Annotated in this window: 16 protein-coding genes; 8 read left to right on the top strand and 8 right to left on the bottom strand. The window is 64.5% G+C overall.

The features are described from left to right. Nucleotides 1–48: 48 nt before the first annotated feature. Nucleotides 49–762 (bottom strand): autoinducer binding domain-containing protein, encoded by a 714-nt coding sequence (locus Q7C30_RS05200; RefSeq protein ID WP_116889232.1) that lies wholly within the window; start codon nucleotides 760–762, stop codon nucleotides 49–51. Nucleotides 763–959: 197 nt separating this feature from the next. Between Q7C30_RS05200 and Q7C30_RS05195 the strand changes: the two genes are divergently transcribed. Next, nucleotides 960–1,736 carry a ferredoxin--NADP reductase gene (locus Q7C30_RS05195; protein ID WP_304485428.1) on the top strand — a complete coding sequence of 259 codons (777 nt, stop codon included), beginning with the start codon at nucleotides 960–962 and terminating at the stop codon, nucleotides 1,734–1,736. Between the two features lie 82 nt (nucleotides 1,737–1,818). Here Q7C30_RS05195 and mscL read toward each other — a convergent pair whose 3' ends face one another. Next, nucleotides 1,819–2,238 (bottom strand): large-conductance mechanosensitive channel protein MscL, encoded by a 420-nt coding sequence (gene mscL, locus Q7C30_RS05190; protein ID WP_029614775.1) that lies wholly within the window; start codon nucleotides 2,236–2,238, stop codon nucleotides 1,819–1,821. A gap of 175 nt (nucleotides 2,239–2,413) precedes the next feature. Here mscL and radA point away from each other — a divergent pair, with 175 nt between their 5' ends. Continuing rightward, nucleotides 2,414–3,781, top strand: a complete 1,368-nt coding sequence (gene radA / locus Q7C30_RS05185) for a DNA repair protein RadA (protein WP_317870902.1) — start codon at nucleotides 2,414–2,416, stop codon at nucleotides 3,779–3,781. Between the two features lie 42 nt (nucleotides 3,782–3,823). On the opposite strand, the gene Q7C30_RS05180 is transcribed toward radA, so the two are convergent. Both Q7C30_RS05180 and Q7C30_RS05175 read right to left on the bottom strand, forming a co-directional pair. Then, entirely contained in the window at nucleotides 3,824–5,341 is a 1,518-nt protein-coding gene (locus tag Q7C30_RS05180) for a nucleobase:cation symporter-2 family protein (protein WP_317870901.1), read from the bottom strand. A 260-nt stretch (nucleotides 5,342–5,601) separates the two neighbouring features. Then, nucleotides 5,602–5,967 carry a PilZ domain-containing protein gene (locus Q7C30_RS05175; protein ID WP_317870900.1) on the bottom strand — a complete coding sequence of 122 codons (366 nt, stop codon included), beginning with the start codon at nucleotides 5,965–5,967 and terminating at the stop codon, nucleotides 5,602–5,604. 150 nt (nucleotides 5,968–6,117) lie between these two features. Between Q7C30_RS05175 and Q7C30_RS05170 the strand changes: the two genes are divergently transcribed. From Q7C30_RS05170 to yjiA, 3 genes are all read left to right on the top strand, one after another. Beyond that, on the top strand, nucleotides 6,118–8,184 hold the full coding sequence (locus tag Q7C30_RS05170; RefSeq protein WP_317870899.1) for a carbon starvation CstA family protein: 2,067 nt from the start codon (nucleotides 6,118–6,120) through the stop codon (nucleotides 8,182–8,184). 13 nt (nucleotides 8,185–8,197) lie between these two features. Then, complete coding sequence (locus Q7C30_RS05165) at nucleotides 8,198–8,395, top strand: YbdD/YjiX family protein (RefSeq protein WP_029614786.1); 198 nt, start codon at nucleotides 8,198–8,200, stop codon at nucleotides 8,393–8,395. 79 nt (nucleotides 8,396–8,474) lie between these two features. After that, the gene (yjiA, locus tag Q7C30_RS05160) at nucleotides 8,475–9,449 is read left to right on the top strand and encodes a GTPase (RefSeq protein WP_039580323.1); all 975 of its coding nucleotides are present in this window, start codon (nucleotides 8,475–8,477) and stop codon (nucleotides 9,447–9,449) included. Nucleotides 9,450–9,486: 37 nt separating this feature from the next. Here the strand turns inward: yjiA and Q7C30_RS05155 are convergent, their stop codons facing one another. The 4 genes from Q7C30_RS05155 to Q7C30_RS05140 all read right to left on the bottom strand — a co-directional run bounded on the left by Q7C30_RS05155 (nucleotide 9,487) and on the right by Q7C30_RS05140 (nucleotide 16,155). Beyond that, nucleotides 9,487–10,074 (bottom strand): hypothetical protein, encoded by a 588-nt coding sequence (locus Q7C30_RS05155; RefSeq protein ID WP_317870898.1) that lies wholly within the window; start codon nucleotides 10,072–10,074, stop codon nucleotides 9,487–9,489. 85 nt (nucleotides 10,075–10,159) lie between these two features. Next, nucleotides 10,160–10,720: a hypothetical protein gene (locus Q7C30_RS05150; RefSeq protein WP_317870897.1), complete on the bottom strand. Its 561-nt coding sequence runs from the start codon at nucleotides 10,718–10,720 to the stop codon at nucleotides 10,160–10,162. Between the two features lie 179 nt (nucleotides 10,721–10,899). Continuing rightward, on the bottom strand, nucleotides 10,900–12,153 hold the full coding sequence (glyA, locus tag Q7C30_RS05145; RefSeq protein WP_317870896.1) for a serine hydroxymethyltransferase: 1,254 nt from the start codon (nucleotides 12,151–12,153) through the stop codon (nucleotides 10,900–10,902). 180 nt (nucleotides 12,154–12,333) lie between these two features. Continuing rightward, on the bottom strand, nucleotides 12,334–16,155 hold the full coding sequence (locus Q7C30_RS05140) for an EAL domain-containing protein (protein ID WP_317870895.1): 3,822 nt from the start codon (nucleotides 16,153–16,155) through the stop codon (nucleotides 12,334–12,336). A gap of 227 nt (nucleotides 16,156–16,382) precedes the next feature. Here Q7C30_RS05140 and Q7C30_RS05135 point away from each other — a divergent pair, with 227 nt between their 5' ends. From Q7C30_RS05135 to gdhA, 3 genes are all read left to right on the top strand, one after another. Beyond that, nucleotides 16,383–16,790 carry a hypothetical protein gene (locus Q7C30_RS05135; protein WP_317870988.1) on the top strand — a complete coding sequence of 136 codons (408 nt, stop codon included), beginning with the start codon at nucleotides 16,383–16,385 and terminating at the stop codon, nucleotides 16,788–16,790. 299 nt (nucleotides 16,791–17,089) lie between these two features. Next, nucleotides 17,090–18,757 carry an energy-dependent translational throttle protein EttA gene (gene ettA / locus Q7C30_RS05130; RefSeq protein ID WP_039580317.1) on the top strand — a complete coding sequence of 556 codons (1,668 nt, stop codon included), beginning with the start codon at nucleotides 17,090–17,092 and terminating at the stop codon, nucleotides 18,755–18,757. A gap of 276 nt (nucleotides 18,758–19,033) precedes the next feature. Next, nucleotides 19,034–20,374, top strand: coding sequence for an NADP-specific glutamate dehydrogenase (gene gdhA / locus Q7C30_RS05125; protein WP_317870894.1), 1,341 nt, complete (start codon nucleotides 19,034–19,036; stop codon nucleotides 20,372–20,374). The last annotated feature ends 46 nt before the right edge of the window (nucleotides 20,375–20,420 follow it).

The following is a 20,420-nucleotide window of genomic DNA, read 5'->3' as shown; positions in this document are numbered from 1 at the left end:
GCGTGCTGGAAAGCGCTCGATTCTACAGGCTTTGCCAGGCAGCGGCAGTCACTTCCAGATCAAACCGCGAGCCGCGGCGACCGCAACGGCAGCGGTCTTGTTGGTGACGCCGAGTTTGGTGATGACGCTGCGGATATGGAAGTTCACGGTGCTGGGGGAGAGGGAGAGGATGCAGGCGATGTCTGAAGCGGTCTTGCCGTCGGCTGTCCATTTGGTGACTTCGAGTTCGCGCTCTGTCAGCTCATGGGACGGGCTTTCCGCTCGGCGGTGGTGCTCGCAGATCAGCTCGTGCAGCACATTGTGCAACCACAAAAGCTGTGCGCTTTTGCTGAGCAGTTCGTGGGCGGAAATACGGCGCTGACTGCGTGCCACGCTCAATTGGCTCTCGTGGTTGTAGCGGTCGTAGAGCGACTGCGTCCAGCCATGACGCAGGCCATGGGTACACGCGGCCTCACGAAAATCGGGCACCTCCTCGTACAGCGCATCCTCCCACAGCACCGGAACGGCGCTGATGCGGCTGCGGTTGATGGCCGGGTCCTGGAGGATGAAATCGCGGTCGGCGCGAAAGCGCTCGTTCCACGCTTCGGGAAAATTGTTGTACAGGATGGTCTGCGGGTGACGTGCCGGAATGTGCAGGTGCAACACCAGCCCGAGGTACATCATGCCCATCTCTTGCGCTAGCAAGATGGCCTGGTCGAACATTCTTTCGGGGTGCCGCTCCCCGAGCAGGGTCTGCAGCTTTTCTTGCTTCCAGTGCGGCATGACGCTGCTCCAGTTGGATCCAGGATTGGACTCACCCACTTGAGTGTAGAAAAAGCTGTAAAAACCGCTGGGAATTTTTGGCTATAGCGACGAAGTGCAGGGTAATTTCTTGCTCATAAGCTATACGCCTACAGCCGCGCGGTGTTTCTTCGCGGCGGTTTGCGAGACACTGGGCGCAATCATTCCAGGAGCCCCCCATGACCGCCAGCGCCGACAAATACACCTCCCAGACCTTGCTCGATGTGCAGCCACTGACGCCGAACCTGTTCAGTCTGCGGGTCACACGCGATCCGGGCTTTCGTTTCCGCTCGGGCCAGTTCGCGCGTCTGGGGGTGACCAAGGCCGATGGCAGCGTGGTGTGGCGTGCGTACTCGATGGTCAGCGCCCCGCACGACGAGTTTCTGGACTTCTTCTCGATCGTGGTGCCGGATGGCGAATTCACCAGCGAGCTGAGCCGCTTGCAGAAGGGCGACAGCCTGCTGATCGAGCGCCAGGCCTACGGCTACCTGACCCTGGACCGCTTCGTCGACGGCCGCGACCTGTGGCTGCTGGCCACCGGCACCGGCATCGCGCCGTTCGTGTCGATCCTCCAGGACTTCGAGGCCTGGGAGCGCTTCGACGCCATCAAACTGGTGTATTCGGTGCGCGAAGCCAAGGAGCTGGCCTACCTGGACCTGATCGCGGGCCTCGAGCAGCGTGAATACCTGACCGAGTTCGCCGGCAAGCTGCAGTTCATCCCGGTGGTCACCCGCGAATCCCACCCCGGCGCGCTGAACGCGCGCATCACCACGCTGATCGAAACCGGCGAGCTGGAGCGCGCCGCGGGCCTGGAGCTGTCACCCGAGCACTCGCGCATCATGCTCTGCGGCAACCCGGAGATGATCGACGAGACTCGCAAAGTCCTCAAAGCCCGCGACCTGCAACTGAGCCTCAGCAAACGCCCCGGCCAAGTTGCGGTCGAGACGTACTGGTGAGGGAGCGGCAAGCGGCAGGTAGTTGCAAGCTGCAAGCTACAAGCGGCAAGTAGGAGCGGTGCGGTGCGCTCCCGCTTGCCGCTTACAGCTTGCCGCTGCCGTTGCCGTTCTTGAGGAGGTCGCGGATTTCGGTGAGCAGGGTTTCCTGCGGGGTCGGGGCCGGGGGCACGCTGGGGGCCTTGGCCTCTTCGCGCTTGAGGCGGTTGATCGCTTTGACGCCCATGAAGATGGCGAAGGCGACGATGATGAAGTCGATCACCGTCTGGATGAATTTACCGTAGGCCAGTACCACCGCCGGCACATCGCCTTGGGCGGCTTTGAGGGTGATGGCCAGGTCGCTGAAATCTACGCCGCCGATCAGCAGGCCCAATGGCGGCATGATCACATCGCCCACGAACGACGAGACGATCTTGCCGAAGGCCGCGCCGATGATGATACCCACCGCCATATCGACGACATTTCCCTTGACCGCGAAGGCCTTGAATTCGTTGAGCACGCCCATGTGTTCTTCCTTTGTAACAAGTGATGAGTAAACGCAGTGTAAGCCACGGAATCGATTCTTGTACTGCGTGGGGTACAGACTGCCATCAGCCTGAATAGTTTTGTCGCTGGCCTTCGCCGCCGAGGCACGCGCGCGTTCGGCTATCATGGCGGTCTTTGCCCAGGAGACTGACCCGATGGCCAAGGCCAAGCGCTTGTATGGCTGCACCGAGTGCGGCGCGACCTTTCCCAAATGGGCCGGCCAGTGCGGTGAATGCGGCGCCTGGAATACCCTGGTCGAAACCATGATCGAGAGCGGCGCTGCAGCGGTCCCGGCCGGGCGCGCCGGCTGGACCGGGCAGCAGGCGCAGATCAAGACCCTGGCCGAAGTCAGCGTCGAGGAAATCCCGCGCTTCACCACCAGCAGCACGGAACTGGACCGCGTGCTCGGCGGCGGCCTGGTCGACGGCTCGGTGGTGCTGATCGGCGGTGATCCGGGCATCGGCAAGTCCACCATCCTGCTGCAAACCCTGTGCAACATCGCCACCCACATGCCGGCGCTGTACGTCACTGGCGAGGAGTCGCAGCAACAGGTGGCCATGCGCTCGCGGCGCCTGGGTTTGCCCCAGGACCAGCTCAAGGTGATGACCGAGACCTGCATCGAAACCATCATCGCCACCGCTCGCCAGGAAAAGCCGCGGGTGATGGTCATCGACTCGATCCAGACCATCTTCACCGAGCAACTGCAATCGGCGCCCGGCGGCGTGGCCCAGGTGCGCGAGAGCACGGCGCTGCTGGTGCGCTACGCCAAACAGAGCGGCACGGCGATCTTCCTGGTCGGCCACGTCACCAAGGAAGGCTCGCTGGCCGGGCCGCGCGTGCTCGAGCACATGGTCGATACCGTGCTGTATTTCGAAGGCGAATCGGACGGCCGCCTGCGTTTGCTGCGGGCGGTGAAGAACCGCTTCGGCGCGGTCAACGAACTGGGTGTGTTCGGCATGACCGATCGTGGCCTCAAGGAAGTCTCCAACCCCTCGGCGATCTTCCTCAACCGGACCCAGGAGGAAGTGCCCGGCAGCGTGGTGATGGCGACTTGGGAGGGCACCCGACCGATGCTGGTGGAGGTGCAGGCGCTGGTCGACGACAGCCACTTGGCCAACCCGCGCCGGGTCACCCTGGGCCTGGACCAGAACCGCCTGGCCATGTTGCTGGCGGTGCTGCACCGCCACGGCGGCATTCCCACCCACGACCAGGACGTGTTCCTCAACGTGGTCGGCGGGGTCAAGGTGCTGGAGACCGCCTCTGACCTGGCGCTGCTGGCAGCGGTGATGTCCAGCCTGCGCAACCGCCCGCTGGCCCACGGCCTGCTGGTGTTCGGTGAAATCGGTCTGTCCGGCGAGGTGCGCCCGGTGCCCAGCGGCCAGGAGCGTCTCAAGGAAGCGGCCAAACACGGCTTCAAGCGCGCCATCGTGCCCAAGGGCAATGCGCCCAAGGAAGCGCCGGCTGGACTGCAGGTTATCGCAGTGACGCGACTGGAGCAGGCGCTGGATGCGTTGTTCGAGTGATCCTGCGGGCGAGGGCAACTGCCCGTCGACCAACGGGCGGCTTCAATGCTCCGCCACCACCTTGCGCCGTCGGCCTCGGGCGCCCGGCTCGGCCTCGTTCTTCACCGGCACTTCGTGGCCCTCGGCATCGAACAGCTTGCCGTCCTTGAAGTAGTCGCCGTCACGCAACTGCGAGATGTCCGAGTACTGGATGGTGCGCTCGTAGCCGGCGGCGAACACCGACTGCTGGTCCGAGTTGCCGGTCTTGAGGTGGTTGAAGATCAGGTTGAGCACGATGGCCATGATCGCCGCCGAACTGATGCCAGAGTGGAAGATGGTCTCGAACCAGCCGGGGAACTGGTGGTAGAAGGTCGGCGCGGCGAGGGGGATCATGCCGAAGCCCAGCGAGGCGGCGACGATGATCAGGTTGACGTTGTTGGTGTAGCTCACCTTGGACAGGGTGCGGATGCCGCTGGCCGCCACCGTGCCGAACAGCACGATGCCGGCGCCGCCCAGCACGGGCGTGGGCACGGCGGCGATCACCCGGCCCATGATCGGCAGCAGGCCGAGCACCACCAGGATCAGCCCGCCGGTGGCCACCACGTAGCGGCTCTTCACCCCGGTCACCGCCACCAGGCCGACGTTCTGGGCGAACGCGCTCTGGGTGAAGGAGCCGAAGATCGGCGCCAGGATGCTCGAGGCCATGTCCGCGCGCAGGCCGTCGCCCAGGCGCCGGGAGTCGACCTTGGTGTCGATGATCTCGCCCACGGCGAGGATGTCCGCCGAGGTTTCCACCAAGGTCACCATGATCACGATGCACATCGACAGGATCGCGGCGATATGGAAGGTCGGCAGGCCGAAGTGGAAGGGCGTGGGGAAGGCCAGCAGCGGGCCGTCGCCCACTTTGCTGAAGTCGGCCATGCCCAGCGCCCAGGCGATCAAGGTGCCGGCGACCATTGCCAGGAGGATCGACAGGCGTGAAATGCTGGCGCTGCCCAGCTTGCTCAACAGCAGCACGATGGCGAAGGTCAGAGCCGCCAGCCCGACGTTGGCCATGCTGCCGAAGTCGGCGGCGGCGCTGTTGCCGCCCATCACCCAGCGCGCGGCCACCGGCATCAGGGTCAGGCCGATGGTGGTGATGACGATGCCGGTCACCAGCGGCGGAAAGAAGCGGGTGATGCGCGAGAACACGGGGGTGATCAGCAGGCCGATCAGCGAGGCGGCCATCACCGCGCCGAGCACGGCCGGCATGCCGCCGCCATTCTGGCTGCCGAGGATCGCGCCCATGGTCGCCACGCCGGCGAACGACACCCCTTGCACCAGCGGCAACTGGCAGCCGAAGAATGGCAGGCCGAGGGTTTGCAGCAAGGTCGCCAGGCCACCGGCGAACAGCGAGGCGGCGATCAGCAGGCCGATCTCCGCCGGCGCCAGTCCCGCCGCCTGGCCAAGGATCAGCGGTACGGCGACGATGCCGCCGTACATGGTCAGGACGTGCTGCAGGCCGTAGGCCAGGTTGGCCCCGACGCCGAGGTTTTCGTCCTCGGGGCGCCGGGCGGGAGACGTGCTGGGAGACGTGGTCATGGGAGCAGGCTCTCTGTTTATTGTTGTGCCGCTACTGTAGACAGCTCTTACAAATCATTGCCACATGAATTGTATACAATATTTTGATCAAGCCGCCCCCAGGAGCGCCAGGAAGGGGTGCCTAACGCCAATGCAGAATGCGTTCCAGGTGAGGGAGACGGTGCCAGAGGGGTGTGTACAAAAAACCAGACACCCCATTGAAAGCTGTCTGGTTGGGCAGGATTTGCGGCGCGGCTAGATGCTTAGCGAGCTAACAGATTTCAATATTCGATCAGTTCACGCAGCTCGCGCATCATTTCGGTGCTGTCGGCCAGGTTCAATTCCACAAGTCGGTGCAGGTGGGACATGGATTCCAGGTCGATGTACAGGCAGATGAAACCGAGTCGCTCAGGCTCTTCGTGGCGAAGTTCGACCTGCATCCTCACCTCGGTGGCCTTGTCCAGGTGGATGATGGCTTCGAAATCCTGGCTCAAGTCCGCTTCCCAGGCTTCGGGTCGCTCCACCAGCAGGCCTTTGAGGGAGAGGTCGAGCAGGGTCACCGGCCAACGGCGCTTGCCCTGGCGCAACTCGGTGGGGGCATCGAAGGCAATGCGCTGGAAACGTCGACGCTCATCATGGTCGCTCATGGGACAGTCCTCGGCGTTCGGCCTGGGGGAGAGTAGAAGGGCGTAATCGGCTCGCAGAGGCTCTAGACCAAAGCAAGTATGGCAATGCGCAATGACTGGCTCTAGACTCGAAAGGCGGTCTCATTCCAATTCACCAGCTGGAAGCCAACCATGAACAACAATAATAGCCTGCTCCGCCACATTCCGTGGCTGGCGCTGGCAATCATAGGAGCCTGCGCGCTGGGTGTGGTCGCCCTGCGTCGCGGTGAAGCGATCAATGCCTTGTGGATCGTGGTCGCGGCAGTGGCCATCTACCTGGTCGCCTACCGTTACTACAGCCTGTTCATCGCCACCAAGGTGATGCAACTCGATCCGCGTCGGGCCACCCCGGCGGTCCTCAACAACGACGGCCTGGACTACGTCCCGACCAACAAGCACATCCTCTTCGGTCACCACTTCGCCGCCATCGCTGGCGCCGGTCCGCTGGTCGGCCCGGTCCTGGCCGCGCAGATGGGGTATCTGCCGGGCACCCTGTGGCTGATCGCCGGCGTGGTCCTGGCCGGTGCGGTGCAGGACTTCATGGTGCTGTTCCTGTCCACCCGCCGCAACGGCCGCTCGCTGGGCGACATGGTGCGCGAGGAGATGGGCCGCATCCCCGGCACCATCGCGTTGTTCGGCTGCTTCCTGATCATGATCATCATCCTCGCGGTGTTGGCGCTGATCGTGGTCAAGGCCCTGGCCGAAAGCCCATGGGGCATGTTCACGGTGATGGCGACCATCCCGATCGCCATGTTCATGGGCATCTACATGCGCTATATCCGCCCGGGGCGCATTGGCGAGATCTCGCTGATCGGCGTGGTCCTGCTGCTCACCTCCATCTGGCTGGGCGGTGTGATCGCGGCGGATCCGACCTGGGGTCCGGCGTTCACCTTCACCGGCGTGCAGATCACCTGGATGCTGGTCGGCTACGGTTTCGTCGCTGCCGTGCTGCCGGTGTGGCTGGTGCTGGCGCCGCGTGACTACCTGTCGACCTTCCTCAAGATCGGCACCATCATCGGCCTGGCCATCGGCATCCTGATCATTGCGCCCGAGCTGAAAATGCCGGCCCTGACCCAGTTCACCGACGGCACCGGCCCGGTGTGGAAGGGCACCCTGTTCCCGTTCCTGTTCATCACCATCGCCTGCGGCGCGGTGTCCGGCTTCCATGCCCTGATCAGCTCGGGCACCACGCCCAAGCTGCTGGACAACGAAACCAACGCCCGCTACATCGGCTACGGCGGCATGCTCATGGAGTCGTTCGTGGCGATCATGGCCATGGTCGCGGCGTCGGTCATCGAACCGGGCGTGTACTTCGCCATGAACAGCCCGGCGGCCGTGGTCGGTGGCGACGTGGTGGCGGTGGCGCAGACGGTCAGCAGTTGGGGCTTCACCATCACCCCCGAACAGCTCGAGGCGACCGCCCGTGACATCGGCGAGCACACCATACTGGCCCGTGCCGGGGGCGCGCCGACATTGGCGGTGGGGATCGCGCAGATCCTGCACCAGGTACTGCCGGGTGAAAACACCATGGCCTTCTGGTATCACTTCGCGATCCTGTTCGAAGCGCTGTTCATCCTGACTGCCGTGGACGCCGGCACCCGCGCCGGACGCTTCATGCTGCAGGACCTGCTGGGCAGCTTCGTGCCGGCGCTCAAGCGCACCGAGTCGTGGACCGCCAACCTGATCGGCACCGCCGGCTGCGTGGCGCTGTGGGGCTACCTGCTGTACCAGGGCGTCATCGATCCGCTGGGCGGCATCAACACGCTGTGGCCGCTGTTCGGCATCTCCAACCAGATGCTGGCAGGTATCGCCTTGATGCTCGGCACCGTGGTGCTGATCAAGATGAAGCGCGAGCGCTACATCTGGGTCACCCTGCTGCCGGCGCTGTGGTTGCTGATCTGCACCACCACCGCGGGTCTGATCAAGCTGTTCGACCCGAACCCGGCCGTCGGCTTCCTGGCCCTGGCCAAGAAATACAGCACCGCGCTGGACGCCGGCCAGGTGCTGGCCCCGGCCAAGGACATCGGGCAGATGCAGCATGTGATCTTCAACGCCTACACCAACGCCGGCCTCACCATCCTGTTCCTGGTGGTGGTGTTCAGCGTGCTGTTCTTCGCCATCAAGGTCGGCATCGCCGCCCTGGGTCGCAAGGAGCGCAGCGACAAGGAAACCCCGTTCCAGGCTCTGCCTGACGCTTGAGAGGACCGCTGCGATGTTCAACGACCTGGGACGACTGGGTAAGTACCTGGGGCAAGCCGCTCGGCTGATGGTCGGCATGCCCGACTACGACAACTATGTCGAGCACATGCAAAAGACCCATCCGGACCAGCCGGTGATGAGCTACGAGGCGTTCTTCCGCGAGCGCCAGGAAGCCCGCTACGGCGGCAAGTCCGGGCCCAAGTGCTGTTGAGTCACTACCCTGCCTGACCCTGTGGGAGCCCGCGCAAGCAGGCTCCCACAGTCTTTTTCGGCTTCAAGGAGGCAAACGCGTGCATACCCCCATTCCCGTCACCGTGCTCACCGGCTTTCTCGGTGCTGGCAAGACCACCCTGCTCAAGCACATGCTCAAGGCCGAGCACGGGCTGAAGATCGCCGTGATCGAGAACGAGTTCAGCGACGCGGGCATCGACAGCCAGCTGCTGGGCGACGAACCGGTACAGGTGATGACCCTGGCCAACGGCTGCGTGTGCTGCAGCATCCACGGCGACCTGACCCGTGCGCTGTACCTGCTGCTCGAGCGCCTGGACGCGGGCGAAATCGCCTTCGACCGTCTGGTGATCGAGTGCACCGGCCTGGCCGATCCGGCGCCGGTGGCCCAGACCTTCTTCATCGATGAAGAACTGCGCGATCGCTACATCCTCGACGGCATCATCACCCTGGTCGATGCCAAGCACGCCGAGTTCCACCTGACCCAGGCCATCGCCCAGGCCCAGGTGGGCTTTGCCGACCGCTTGCTGCTGAGCAAGACCGACCTGGTCGAACCGGCGGCGGTGGAGGCGCTGCGTGAGCGGCTGGCGCGCATCAACGGCCGCGCGCAGTTGCGGGTGGTCGAGCACGGTCGCATCGACCTGGCCGAGTTGCTCGATGTGCGCGGTTTCAACCTCAACCCGGACCTGGGCGCCAGCCTCAAGCCGACACTACGCCCCGTGTTGAAGCCCGCCACCCCGGACCGTATCTCCACCCTGGTGCTGCGCAGCGACACGGCGCTGGACATCGACCAGCTCAGCGACTTCATGAATGGGTTGCTCGAAGCGCACGGCAAGCAGTTGCTGCGCTACAAGGGGGTGCTGAACATCGCCGGCGAAGATCGCCGCCTGGTGTTCCAGGGCGTGCTCAAGCTCTACGGTTTCGATTGGGATGCCCCGTGGCAGGACGGCGAGGCGCGGGAAAGCGTGATGGTGTTCATCGGCGACGAGCTGCCCCAGGAGAAGATCCGCGAAGGCTTCGCAGCGCTCGGCCGCTGAAAGCTCCGGAGCCGCGAAGCTTGGTTGTCTGGTGCTTTCAGCTAGCGCTGAGCCAGTCGACCTCGCGCTCGAGGATCGTCAGACCGAAGCAAGAGGGCTCTGCCTGCGGCAGGCACGCCAGGAAGCCGCCGACCGGGTACAGCAACTGCGTATAGAGGCTGTGGCCGGCTTCGCTGGTCATCGTCACGCGCAGCGTATCGCCGGCCTGCTGGAGCACGTCCAGGGGCGCACCGCCGTTCAGTTCGTCGATCTGCCAGCAGGTCGGATCGTGTCGCTCGACGGGGTTGATCTCCACCAGCCCGGACTGGGCGACGAACACACCCTGGCCATGCAAGGCGCCGCCGCGTACGTAAATCCGGTACCCACGTTCGCTGTCGCGAAAGTACAGCCGCAGCGGCGCGGGCTGCGGGGCCTTTTCGAAGGTGATCAGGCCCATTTCCTGGCCGTGGGCGAAGTCGCTTTCGCTGCCGTCCAGATAGCCCAGTGCCTGGCCGCCATCGACCGTCGTGGCTGGAAGGGTGCCGGGTGTCTCCAGGACAACCGGCCCACGGGTCGATTCGGCAAAGCCGTTGAGGGGCTGCCCATTGAATGACAGGGTGGCGATGAATGAACGCTGCTTGGACATGCGCTTGCTCTCCTAGGAAGGGAGCTGAACGGTACGAAGCGGGGCGTGCGCGGCGAAGTCGGAAGGGGTTCCGTTGACCACTCGCTCATACCTCTTGCGGGCTATCGAGCCACGGCACCTCACGCTCGATGAGGGTCAAGGTCCAGGTGAGCGGCGTGAGGCCTTGGCCGCTGAGGTATTCGAACGCGGAGCTGGGCCGTCGTCGCGGATGGACGTGGCCTTGCTCAGTGCTCAGCACCACCGGGTGCCGAGGCCCGACCCATCGGTCCAGCATCACCGCACCGCCTTGAGGCGTTTGCAGCGTCAGCAGGCAGGGCTCGTGCTGAGTCACCGACCCCAGGCCCAGATGGCCATGCCCGTACAAGCGCACGCCCTTGCCGAAGTGCTCGCCGGGAGTGCGCGAGTAGAGGCGGTAGCCGCCCGGACTGTGGCGGAAGTACAGCAGCACCGCGTCGTGGCCGACGCCCGGCTGGCAACTGAGCATCGAGGAGTCGTTGCGCACGGTGCTGACCAGTTGCGGCAAGGTCGAGGCGTTGCCGAACCAATTGACCCACGCAGGTTTGCCGAGCAGTGCATCGAGCGTATTAATGGGGCGATCCTGCAGGTGCAGGGTGGCGAGGAAGGATTGTTGGCGGTGGCTGAGCATGGGGATTGCCTTCGATCATTGGACGCTGGTGCAGCGGCCATTCGATCGGGATGCTCAGGCAGGCGGATGCAGGGAGGAAGGGGCGGGCATTGCCCGGATGCGACGAAGCCGCTGCGTGGACGGCAGCGGCTTCGTGTCAGCTAAGGGTCGCAGCCGCGACCCTCAGATGTTGCCTGCGATCAGTTGCCGTAGACCGGCAGCTTCTTGCAGATGGCCTTGACCTTTTCCCGCACGGCGTCGATCACTGCCTCGTTGTTCAGGTCGGCGAGGATGTCGCAGATCCAGCCGGCCAGTTCGCGGCACTCGGATTCCTTGAAGCCACGGGTGGTGACGGCCGGAGTACCGAAGCGCAGGCCGGAGGTGACGAAAGGCGAGCGTGGGTCGTTCGGCACCGAGTTCTTGTTCACGGTGATGAACGCTTTGCCCAGGGCGGCGTCCGCGTCCTTGCCGGAGATCTCCTGCTTGATCAGCGACAGCAGGAACAGGTGGTTCTCGGTACCGCCGGACACCACGTCGAAACCGCGCTCGATGAACACGCTGGCCATGGCCTGGGCGTTCTTCACCACTTGCTGCTGGTAGGCCTTGAATTCAGGCTGCAGCGCTTCCTTGAAGCAGATCGCCTTGGCCGCGATGACGTGCTCCAGCGGGCCACCCTGGGCGCCTGGGAACACGGCGGAGTTGAGCTTCTTCTCGATCTCTTCGTTCTTGCGCGCCAGGATCAGGCCACCGCGCGGACCGCGCAGGGTCTTGTGGGTGGTGGTGGTGACCACGTCGGCGAACGGCACAGGGTTGGGGTAGACGCCTGCTGCGACCAGACCGGCAACGTGGGCCATGTCGACGAACAGGTAGGCCCCGACCTTGTCGGCGATGGCGCGGAAGCGTGGGAAGTCCAGCACCTGGGAGTAGGCGGAGAAACCGGCGACGATCATCTTCGGCTTGTGCTCGAGCGCCAGACGCTCCACTTCGTCGTAGTCGATCAGGCCGTTACCGTCGATGCCGTACTGGATGGCGTTGTACAGCTTGCCCGAGGACGACACGCTGGCGCCGTGGGTCAGGTGGCCGCCGTGGGCCAGGCTCATGCCCAGGATGGTGTCGCCGGCCGACAGCAGGGCCAGGTAGACCGCCGCGTTGGCCTGGGAACCGGCGTGCGGCTGAACGTTGGCGTAGTCGGCGCCGAACAGTTGCTTGGCGCGGTCGATGGCCAGCTGTTCGACCACGTCGACGTACTCGCAGCCGCCGTAGTAACGCTTGCCTGGATAGCCTTCGGCGTACTTGTTGGTCAGAACCGAACCCTGGGCTTCCATGACCGCTGGGCTGGTGTAGTTTTCCGAAGCGATCAGCTCGATGTGCTCTTCCTGGCGCAGGGCTTCTTGCTGCATGGCTTCGAAGAGCTCGGCGTCGTACTTGGCAATGGTCAAATCACGGCTGAACATGGCGGTCCTCAAGGATCGGGGCTGAAGTGGGGTGGCATTCTAACCCATTGCTCCGGAGGCTGGCACATGAAGTGGCGTCATGTCGCGGCGCAAAGGCGTTCAGGATCCTGGGCAGCCTTTTGCAGAACCCAGCGCGTGCCTACCCAGAGCAAGCAGGGCGTGACGGGGCGGCAGCTCGAGCTACTGGAACATGAACAGCGTTTCGTTGCTGAACTGGGCTTCGAACTGGTTCGCCGGCATTGGCCGACCGAACAGGTAGCCCTGCACTTCGTCGCAATCGTGCTCGCGCAGGAACTCCAACTGCTCGTGGGTCTCCACGCCCTCGGCGATCACCGCCAGGTTGAGGCTGTGGGCCATGGCGATGATCGCCCGGGCGATCTGCGCGTCCTGCTCGCCCTCGGGCAGGCCGTCGACGAAGGTACGGTCGATCTTCAGCACATCGATGGGGAACTGCTTGAGGTAGTTGAGCGACGAATAGCCGGTACCGAAGTCGTCCACCGCGATGCTCAGGCCCAGCTTCTTCAGGCTGTCGAGGATGTGCATGGCTTCGTTGACCTCGCGCATCAGGATGCTCTCGGTCAGTTCCAGCTCCAGGCAGGCCGGCGGCAGGCCGGTGGCCTCGAGAATGCTGGCGATCTGCGTGCCCAACTGGCCGTCGGAGAACTGCCGTGCGGAGATGTTCACCGACACCTTCGGTACCCGCACTTTGGCCTTGTGCCAGGCCTTGAGCTGGCGGCAGGCCTCACGCAGCACCCAGTCGCCGACATCCACCACCAGCCCCAGCTCCTCGATCACCGGGATGAAATCGCCCGGCGGCACCAGGCCGCGACGCGGATGACGCCAGCGCAGCAGCGCCTCGGCGCCGGTCAGGCGCTTGCCGTCGCCGCTGAACTGCGGTTGGTAGTAGAGGATGAACTCGTTCTGCTCCAGCGCGTGGCGCAGGTCGCTCTCCAGCTCCAGGCGCTCCAGGGCGCTGGCGTTCATGTCGGCCTGGTAGAACTGGAAGTTGTTCTTGCCGCGCTCTTTGGCGTGGTACATGGCCGTGTCGGCGTTCTTCATCAACTGGCTCAGCTCGTTGCCGTCCTGCGGACTCAGAGCGATGCCGATGCTGGCGGTGACGAAGAATTCGCGGCTCTCCAGCACGAACGGCCGCACCAGGCTGCCGAGGATGTTCTCGGCCACATGGATCGCCCGGTTCAGGGCCATCTCGCGGCTGCTGCGCGGTTGCAGCAGCAGGGTGAATTCGTCGCCGCCCATGCGCGCCACGGTGTCGTCTTCGTCGACGCAGGCCAGCAGGCGCTCGGCCATGTCCTTGAGCATGCGGTCGCCGGCGGCGTGGCCGAGGGAGTCGTTGATCGGCTTGAAGCGGTCCAGGTCGAGGAACATCAACACCACCCACGACTTGTGCCGTTCGGCCTGTTGCAACGCGGTGTGCAGACGGTCCTGGAACAGCGTGCGGTTGGGCAGGTGGGTGAGGGCGTCGTAGTAGGCCAGGCGGTGGATGCGCTGTTCGCTGGCCTTGCGCTCGCTGATGTCGGTGAAGAAGCACACGTAGCTGGCCAGGTCGCGTTCTTCGTCCAGCACTGCGGTAATGCCGACCCACGCCGGGTAATGCTCGCCGCTGCGGCGCTTGAGCCACACTTCGCCTTCCCAGGTGCCGCGCTGGTTGAGTTGCTTGAGCACATAGCCCAGGTGGGCGTCCTGTTGGCCTTCGACGGTGAGCATGTTCGGGCGCTGGTCGAGCACCTCGTCCGGCGCATAGCCGCTGACCCGGCTGAAGGCCTCGTTGACCTGGACGATGAACCCGGCCGGGTCGGTGATCAGGATCGCCGACGTGGAGTGCTCGAACACCGTCGCGGCCATGCGCAGGTCTTTTTCGGCGCGGCGCTGCTGGCTGATGTCGCGGCCCACGCCGAGCAGGCCTTCGAAATGCTCCTGGTCGTCCCACACCAGCACCAGGCGCAGCTCGATGGGAATCTTGCGGCCATCGGCGCGCAGGCAGTCGAACAGAAACACCTGGGTCGGCAATTGGCTGCGCAGGGCCTGCAGTTGCTCGCGGTTGCCCAGCGCCTGGGTGAGCCGCTCCATCAGCGCATGGATACCGCTGAGCTGGGCTGGGTTGGCCACCACCGTCGGCCAGCCGTTCTCGAAGATGTAGTCCACCGAGTAGCCGAGCACGCTGTGCACCGACGGGCTGATGTAGTTCAGTTGCAGCGCGCTGTCGGTGGAGAAGATCACGTCGCTGATGCTCTCGGCGAGCATGCGGTAGCGCTGCTCGCTGTCGCGCAGCGACTGGCTGGCCTCGATCTGTACGGTGACGTCCTTGCCCACGCCGATGATCCGCGTGACTTGGCCTGCATTGTCGCGGGTCAGCGCCTGTTCGCGGATCTCGTAGCAGCGCCAGTTGCCGTCGCGGTGACGGAAACGCAACTGACAGTGCAGCAGTTGGCTATGGCCGGTGTCTCGGCGCAACTGGCGCAGGCGCTGGTATTGGTCGGCGTCCTCGGGGTGCAGCAGCACCTCCCAGAAGTGATCGCCCATCTGCGCCAGTTCCGCGCGGTCGTAGCCCAGGGTCTGGCCGAGGTGACGGTTGCTGAAGATCATGCGCCGGCTGTGCACGTCCTGCACATACAACTGGTCGGGCACGGTGCGCACCACGTCCGACCAGAAGCTTTCGCGCTCCAGCAGCGACAGCTCCACCTGCTTGCGGCTGGTGATGTCGCTGATGCTCAGGATCACCGCCTGATAGTCGCGGCGCTGCTGCGGCAGGCGGGCCATCAGCCACAGGTGCAGGTCGCCGCCTTGGGGCGCGGGCAGGCGCACTTCCATCTCGAACTGGGCACGCTGCTCGATCAGGGCGTCGAGCAACTGCATGCCGATGCTGTCACGGCCTTCGCCGCTGCCCTCGATCAGCCGTTGCCAGGCCCCTTCGCTGCTGGACACGTTGAGCAACTGACGGGCGACCTGGTTGATCTCGGTGATTTTCAGTTCCTGCAACAGGTTGCGCCGCAGGGTCGGCTCCAGCGCCAGGCTGTGCTTGAGCGCGGTGTGATTGCGCGTGTGGTGACGGTCGAGTTGAGCGGGCAGGCTGGAGAGGTCGAGCACGCACAGGGCCACGCCGGTACTGTCGAAGATGTCCTGATAGCGGCGACGGTCTTCCTGCAAGGCGCGGTGGCGACGGCGCATGTTGATCAGCGCCAGGCCCGGCAGCAGCGCGCAGAACAGCACCAGCAGGCTCTTGCCCAGCAGCGGCGGCAGCAGCTTGTTGCGCACGGCGTTGGGGTCGTAGAGCCCGCGCAGTTGCCAGGTGCTGTTGTCGATGAAGGTCAGCAGGATGCTGTGCAGGGCCGACAGATCGCCACGCGCGCTCGCGCTGGTGTCGAGCACACTGCCATCGCGGCTGTTCTCCAATAGCCACAGCGGATGCCGTGCGCCATTGAATCGGCGAGTCAGCACCTGGTAGTAGTCGTTGGACAGGCGCAGCAGCCAGTAGCCAGAGGTCGGCTCGCTGGACTGGCGCAACAGCAGGTAGATCAGGCTCTGGTCGGTGGCATTGTCATAGAAGAAGCCGGCGCCCTGACTCTGGCGCAGCAGGCGCTCGATGTCCTCGCGGTCCGGGCTGGCGCTCAGGCTGTCGCTGCGCATCGCCCCGTCACGGTCCAGCCAGGCGAGGTCGCGCAAGCTGGGCAGTTGCTCGCGCAAGGACTGCAGCAGCGCCGGCAGGGCTTCAGGCGACGGTGGATTGCCGTAGGGCTGAACCAGGTTGATCGCCTGTTGCGCCTCAAGAGCCATGCTCAAGGTCAGGTGATTGGCCAACTCTTCGCCCGCTGCCACGCTCTGCTCGCGCACGTCGATCTGGGTCTGGCGGAACTGCGAGAACAGTTGCCAGGCCAGCAGGCCGAGCAGCACCAGGGCCAGCAGGGCGAGCGCACCCTTGAGCGAGCCACGCAACGAGGCGGGCGACGCCGGTGACTCAATAGGCGGTCGAATGAAGTGGGTCAAGCGTTGGTCCTGCGATTGGGCTGGCGTAGGCAGGGGCAGGCATGCACGCGGCAGGCCGCCGTGGCGCACTATAGGCCGGTCGCACGAAAGCGGCTAGCATGCCTTGGATTATGGCTAAGTGCCAGCCCCTAAACCGCCATTCGCCGGACGGTGTGACGTTCTGCACGGTGGGCAAGCTGTGCGAGAATGCCGGCCGTTTCATAGTCAATGCATCGGAGAAGCTCGGTTTGGTTATCCACTATTCCACCAATGGTCTCGATTCCGCCTGCGGGCGCAGCAGCCAGACGCTGGCCAGCACGGCCGTGGCCGAACAGGTGTCGTGCAAATCCTGTCAGCGCTCGTTAGCCAAGCCCGAGGCTGCGACGGCGGTGCGCAAGAGCCCATCGCTGGCCGAGCTGCGCAAGTCGGCCAAGGCCGCGGTCGAGCCGGTGGCGGTGGCTGCAGCCGTCGCGGCTCAAGGCACGCCAGCGCCCAAGGCAGTGACCAAGCCCGCCAGCAAACCGGCTGGCAAGACCGTGCAGACGCCGGCCCGTGCGGGAGGGTTCAGCGCCAAGGCCGAATGGGCCGCACGCTTGGCCGAGCAGCAAGGGCAGTCGCGGCTGCCGCGTGGCAAGGGTAGGCAGCGGCACGTCTGAGGTCGGGCGTTCGAGGGTTCCTGGCATGGACGTGACGTAGCCAGCGGCACTCTGTTCAGCCGTGCGCTGGATTCACGCCACCGCGCCGCCTTGCCCCAGTGCAGGTGCCGCGGTTGAGTTGGCACAGCGGGGCGGACATAATGCCCGGCTTGGCTGCGAGCGCCAGGACATCCGAGCGCAGCGGGGCCAGTAGGCCTCCATTGGCGCGCCCAGGCGCGCGGCACGTGTTCTCTCCCATGCCGTCAACGCGTCCTGGCGCGGCTCAACGGGATTCACTCATCATCATCGAGGTGCCTGGAATGGCTCAATACGTCTACACCATGCATCGGCTGAGCAAGGTCGTGCCGCCGAAGCGGGAAATCCTCAAGAACATCTCCCTGTCGTTCTTCCCCGGGGCCAAGATCGGCGTGCTGGGCCTGAACGGCGCCGGTAAGTCGACCCTGCTGCGGATCATGGCGGGCGTGGACAAGGAATTCGACGGCGAAGCCCGTCCGATGCCCGACATCAACGTCGGCTACCTGCCCCAGGAGCCGCAGTTGGACCCGAGCAAGACGGTGCGTGAAGTGGTCGAGGAAGCGGTCAGCGTGATCAAGGACGCCCAGGCGCGCCTGGACGAAGTCTACGCGGCCTACGCCGATCCGGACGCCGACTTCGACAAGCTGGCCGCCGAGCAGGCCAAGCTCGAAGCCATCCTGCAAGCGGCCGACGGCCATAACCTGGAGCGCCAGTTGGACGTGGCCGCCGACGCCCTGCGCCTGCCGGCCTGGGACGCGCGCATCGAGCACCTGTCCGGTGGCGAGAAGCGCCGTGTGGCCCTGTGCCGCCTGCTGCTGTCGGCCCCTGACATGCTGCTGCTGGACGAACCGACCAACCACCTGGACGCCGACTCGGTGGCCTGGCTCGAGCGCTTCCTGCACGACTTCCCCGGCACCGTGGTGGCCATCACCCACGACCGCTACTTCCTCGACAACGTCGCGGGCTGGATCCTCGAGCTCGACCGTGGCGCCGGCATTCCGTACGAGGGCAACTATTCCGGCTGGCTGGAAGCCAAGTCTTCGCGCCTGGAGCAGGAATCCAAGCAACAGAGCGCCCACGAGAAGGCCATGAAGGAAGAACTGGAGTGGGTGCGCAAAGGCGCCAAGGCCCGCCAGTCCAAGTCCAAGGCCCGTCTGCAGCGTTTCGAGGAAATGCAGTCGCAGGAATTCCAGAAGCGCAGCGAAACCAACGAGATCTACATCCCGGCCGGTCCGCGCCTGGGCGACAAGGTCATCGAGTTCAAGAACGTCAGCAAGGGCTACGGCGATCGCGTACTGATCGACAACCTGTCGTTCGCCATGCCCAAGGGCGCCATCGTCGGCGTGATCGGCGGGAACGGTGCCGGTAAATCCACCCTGTTCCGCATGATCATGGGCAAGGAGCAGCCGGACTCGGGCAGCATCGAGATCGGCGAAACCGTGCAACTGGCCTGCGTCGACCAGAGCCGCGAGGACCTGGACGGTGCCAAGACCGTGTTCCAGCAGATCTCCGACGGCTCCGACCAGATCCGTATCGGCAGCTACGAGATTCCGTCGCGTACCTATGTCGGTCGCTTCAACTTCAAGGGCGGCGACCAGCAGAAGTTCGTCAAGGACCTGTCCGGCGGTGAGCGTGGTCGTCTGCACCTGGCGTTGACCCTGAAGGAGGGCGGCAACGTCCTGCTGCTCGACGAACCGTCCAACGACCTGGACGTCGAAACCCTGCGTTCGCTGGAGGAAGCGCTGCTGGACTTCCCAGGCGCGGCCATCGTGATTTCCCACGACCGGTGGTTCCTGGACCGTGTGGCGACTCACATCCTGGCCTACGAGGACGACTCGAACGTGGTGTTCTTCGAGGGCAACTACACCGAGTACGAAGCCGATCGCAAGAAGCGCCTGGGCGACGCCGCTGCCCAGCCGCACCGCGTACGGCACAAGAAGCTGGCGCAGTAACTCAGCGTCGGATGCACAACGATGGGGCCCTAAGAGGCCCCATTTTTGTGCCTGGCTGTTAGGCGAGTTGGCGTTGCAGCGGTGTGCCACAGCCGAAAATGGCCGTTGCAGAGCTGGCCTGCTGTGTCCTCAAGAGCGCTGTAGCATTTGTATACATTTATATAATCGCACCAAAAAAATTCAAAAAAACGACATTTCGCCCTGTTACAGTGCGATGGCTTCTTGCTAGAGTCCGGAAAAATCAATAAGTCCAATCCTCTTGGTGAGATGTCTACCATGATCGAATCCGTCGACCATTTCCTCGCACGCCTCAAGCAGCGTGACCCTGCCCAGCCAGAGTTCCACCAGGCCGTCGAAGAGGTGCTACGCAGCCTCTGGCCGTTCCTCGAAGCCAACCCCCATTACCTGCAGGCCGGCATTCTCGAGCGCATGGTCGAGCCGGAGCGCGCGGTGCTGTTTCGCGTGTCGTGGGTCGACGACCAAGGCAAGGTGCAGGTCAACCGGGGTTATCGCATCCAGATGAGCAGCGCCATCGGCCCGTACAAGGGCGGCCTGCGCTTCCACCCGTCGGTGAACCTGGGCGTGCTCAAGTTCCTGGCCTTCGAGCAGGTGTTCAAGAACTCCCTGACCTCGTTGCCCATGGGCGGCGGCAAGGGCGGCTCTGATTTCGATCCCAAGGGCAAGAGCGACGCCGAAGTGATGCGCTTCTGCCAGGCCTTCATGAGCGAGCTGTACCGGCACATCGGTGCCGACCTGGACGTACCGGCCGGTGACATCGGCGTCGGCGCCCGCGAAATCGGCTTCCTGTTCGGCCAGTACAAGCGCCTGGCCAACCAGTTCACCTCGGTGCTGACCGGCAAGGGCATGACCTACGGCGGCAGCCTGATCCGCCCCGAAGCCACCGGCTACGGCTGCGTGTACTTCGCCGAAGAGATGCTCAAGCGCCAAGGCCTGCGCATCGACGGTCGCCGGGTGGCGATTTCCGGCTCGGGCAACGTCGCCCAGTACGCCGCGCGCAAGGTGATGGACCTGGGCGGCAAAGTCATTTCCCTGTCCGACTCCGAAGGCACGCTGTTCTGCGAAGCGGGTTTGAACGACGAGCAGTGGAATGCGCTGCTGGCGCTCAAGAACGTCAAGCGCGGTCGCATCAGCGAGCTGGCCGAGCACTTTGGCCTTGAGTTCCGCAAGGGCCAGACGCCCTGGAGCCTGCCGTGCGATATCGCTTTGCCGTGCGCCACGCAGAACGAATTGGACCTGGAGGACGCCCGCGCGCTGCTGAGCAATGGCTGCCTGTGCGTGGCCGAAGGCGCCAACATGCCGACCACGCTGGCGGCGGTGGACCTGTTCATCGAGGCCGGAACGCTGTTCGCACCGGGCAAGGCGTCCAATGCCGGCGGCGTGGCGGTGTCGGGGCTGGAGATGTCGCAGAACGCCATGCGCCTGCTGTGGACCGCGGGCGAGGTGGACAGCAAGCTGCACGCGATCATGCAGTCGATTCACCATGCGTGCGTGCATTACGGGCAAGAGGCGGATGGTTCGGTCAATTATGTGAAGGGGGCCAACATTGCAGGCTTCGTCAAGGTGGCCGATGCGATGTTGGCGCAAGGGGTGGTGTGAGGCTTAGCCCCTGTTGAACCCAGGTGTACGGCGCCTCGCGGGCCGT

Source organism: Pseudomonas sp. RAC1 (genome assembly GCF_030658255.1).
GTDB lineage: Bacteria > Pseudomonadota > Gammaproteobacteria > Pseudomonadales > Pseudomonadaceae > Aquipseudomonas > Aquipseudomonas boreofloridensis.
This window is presented reverse-complemented; position numbering and strand designations above follow the sequence as displayed.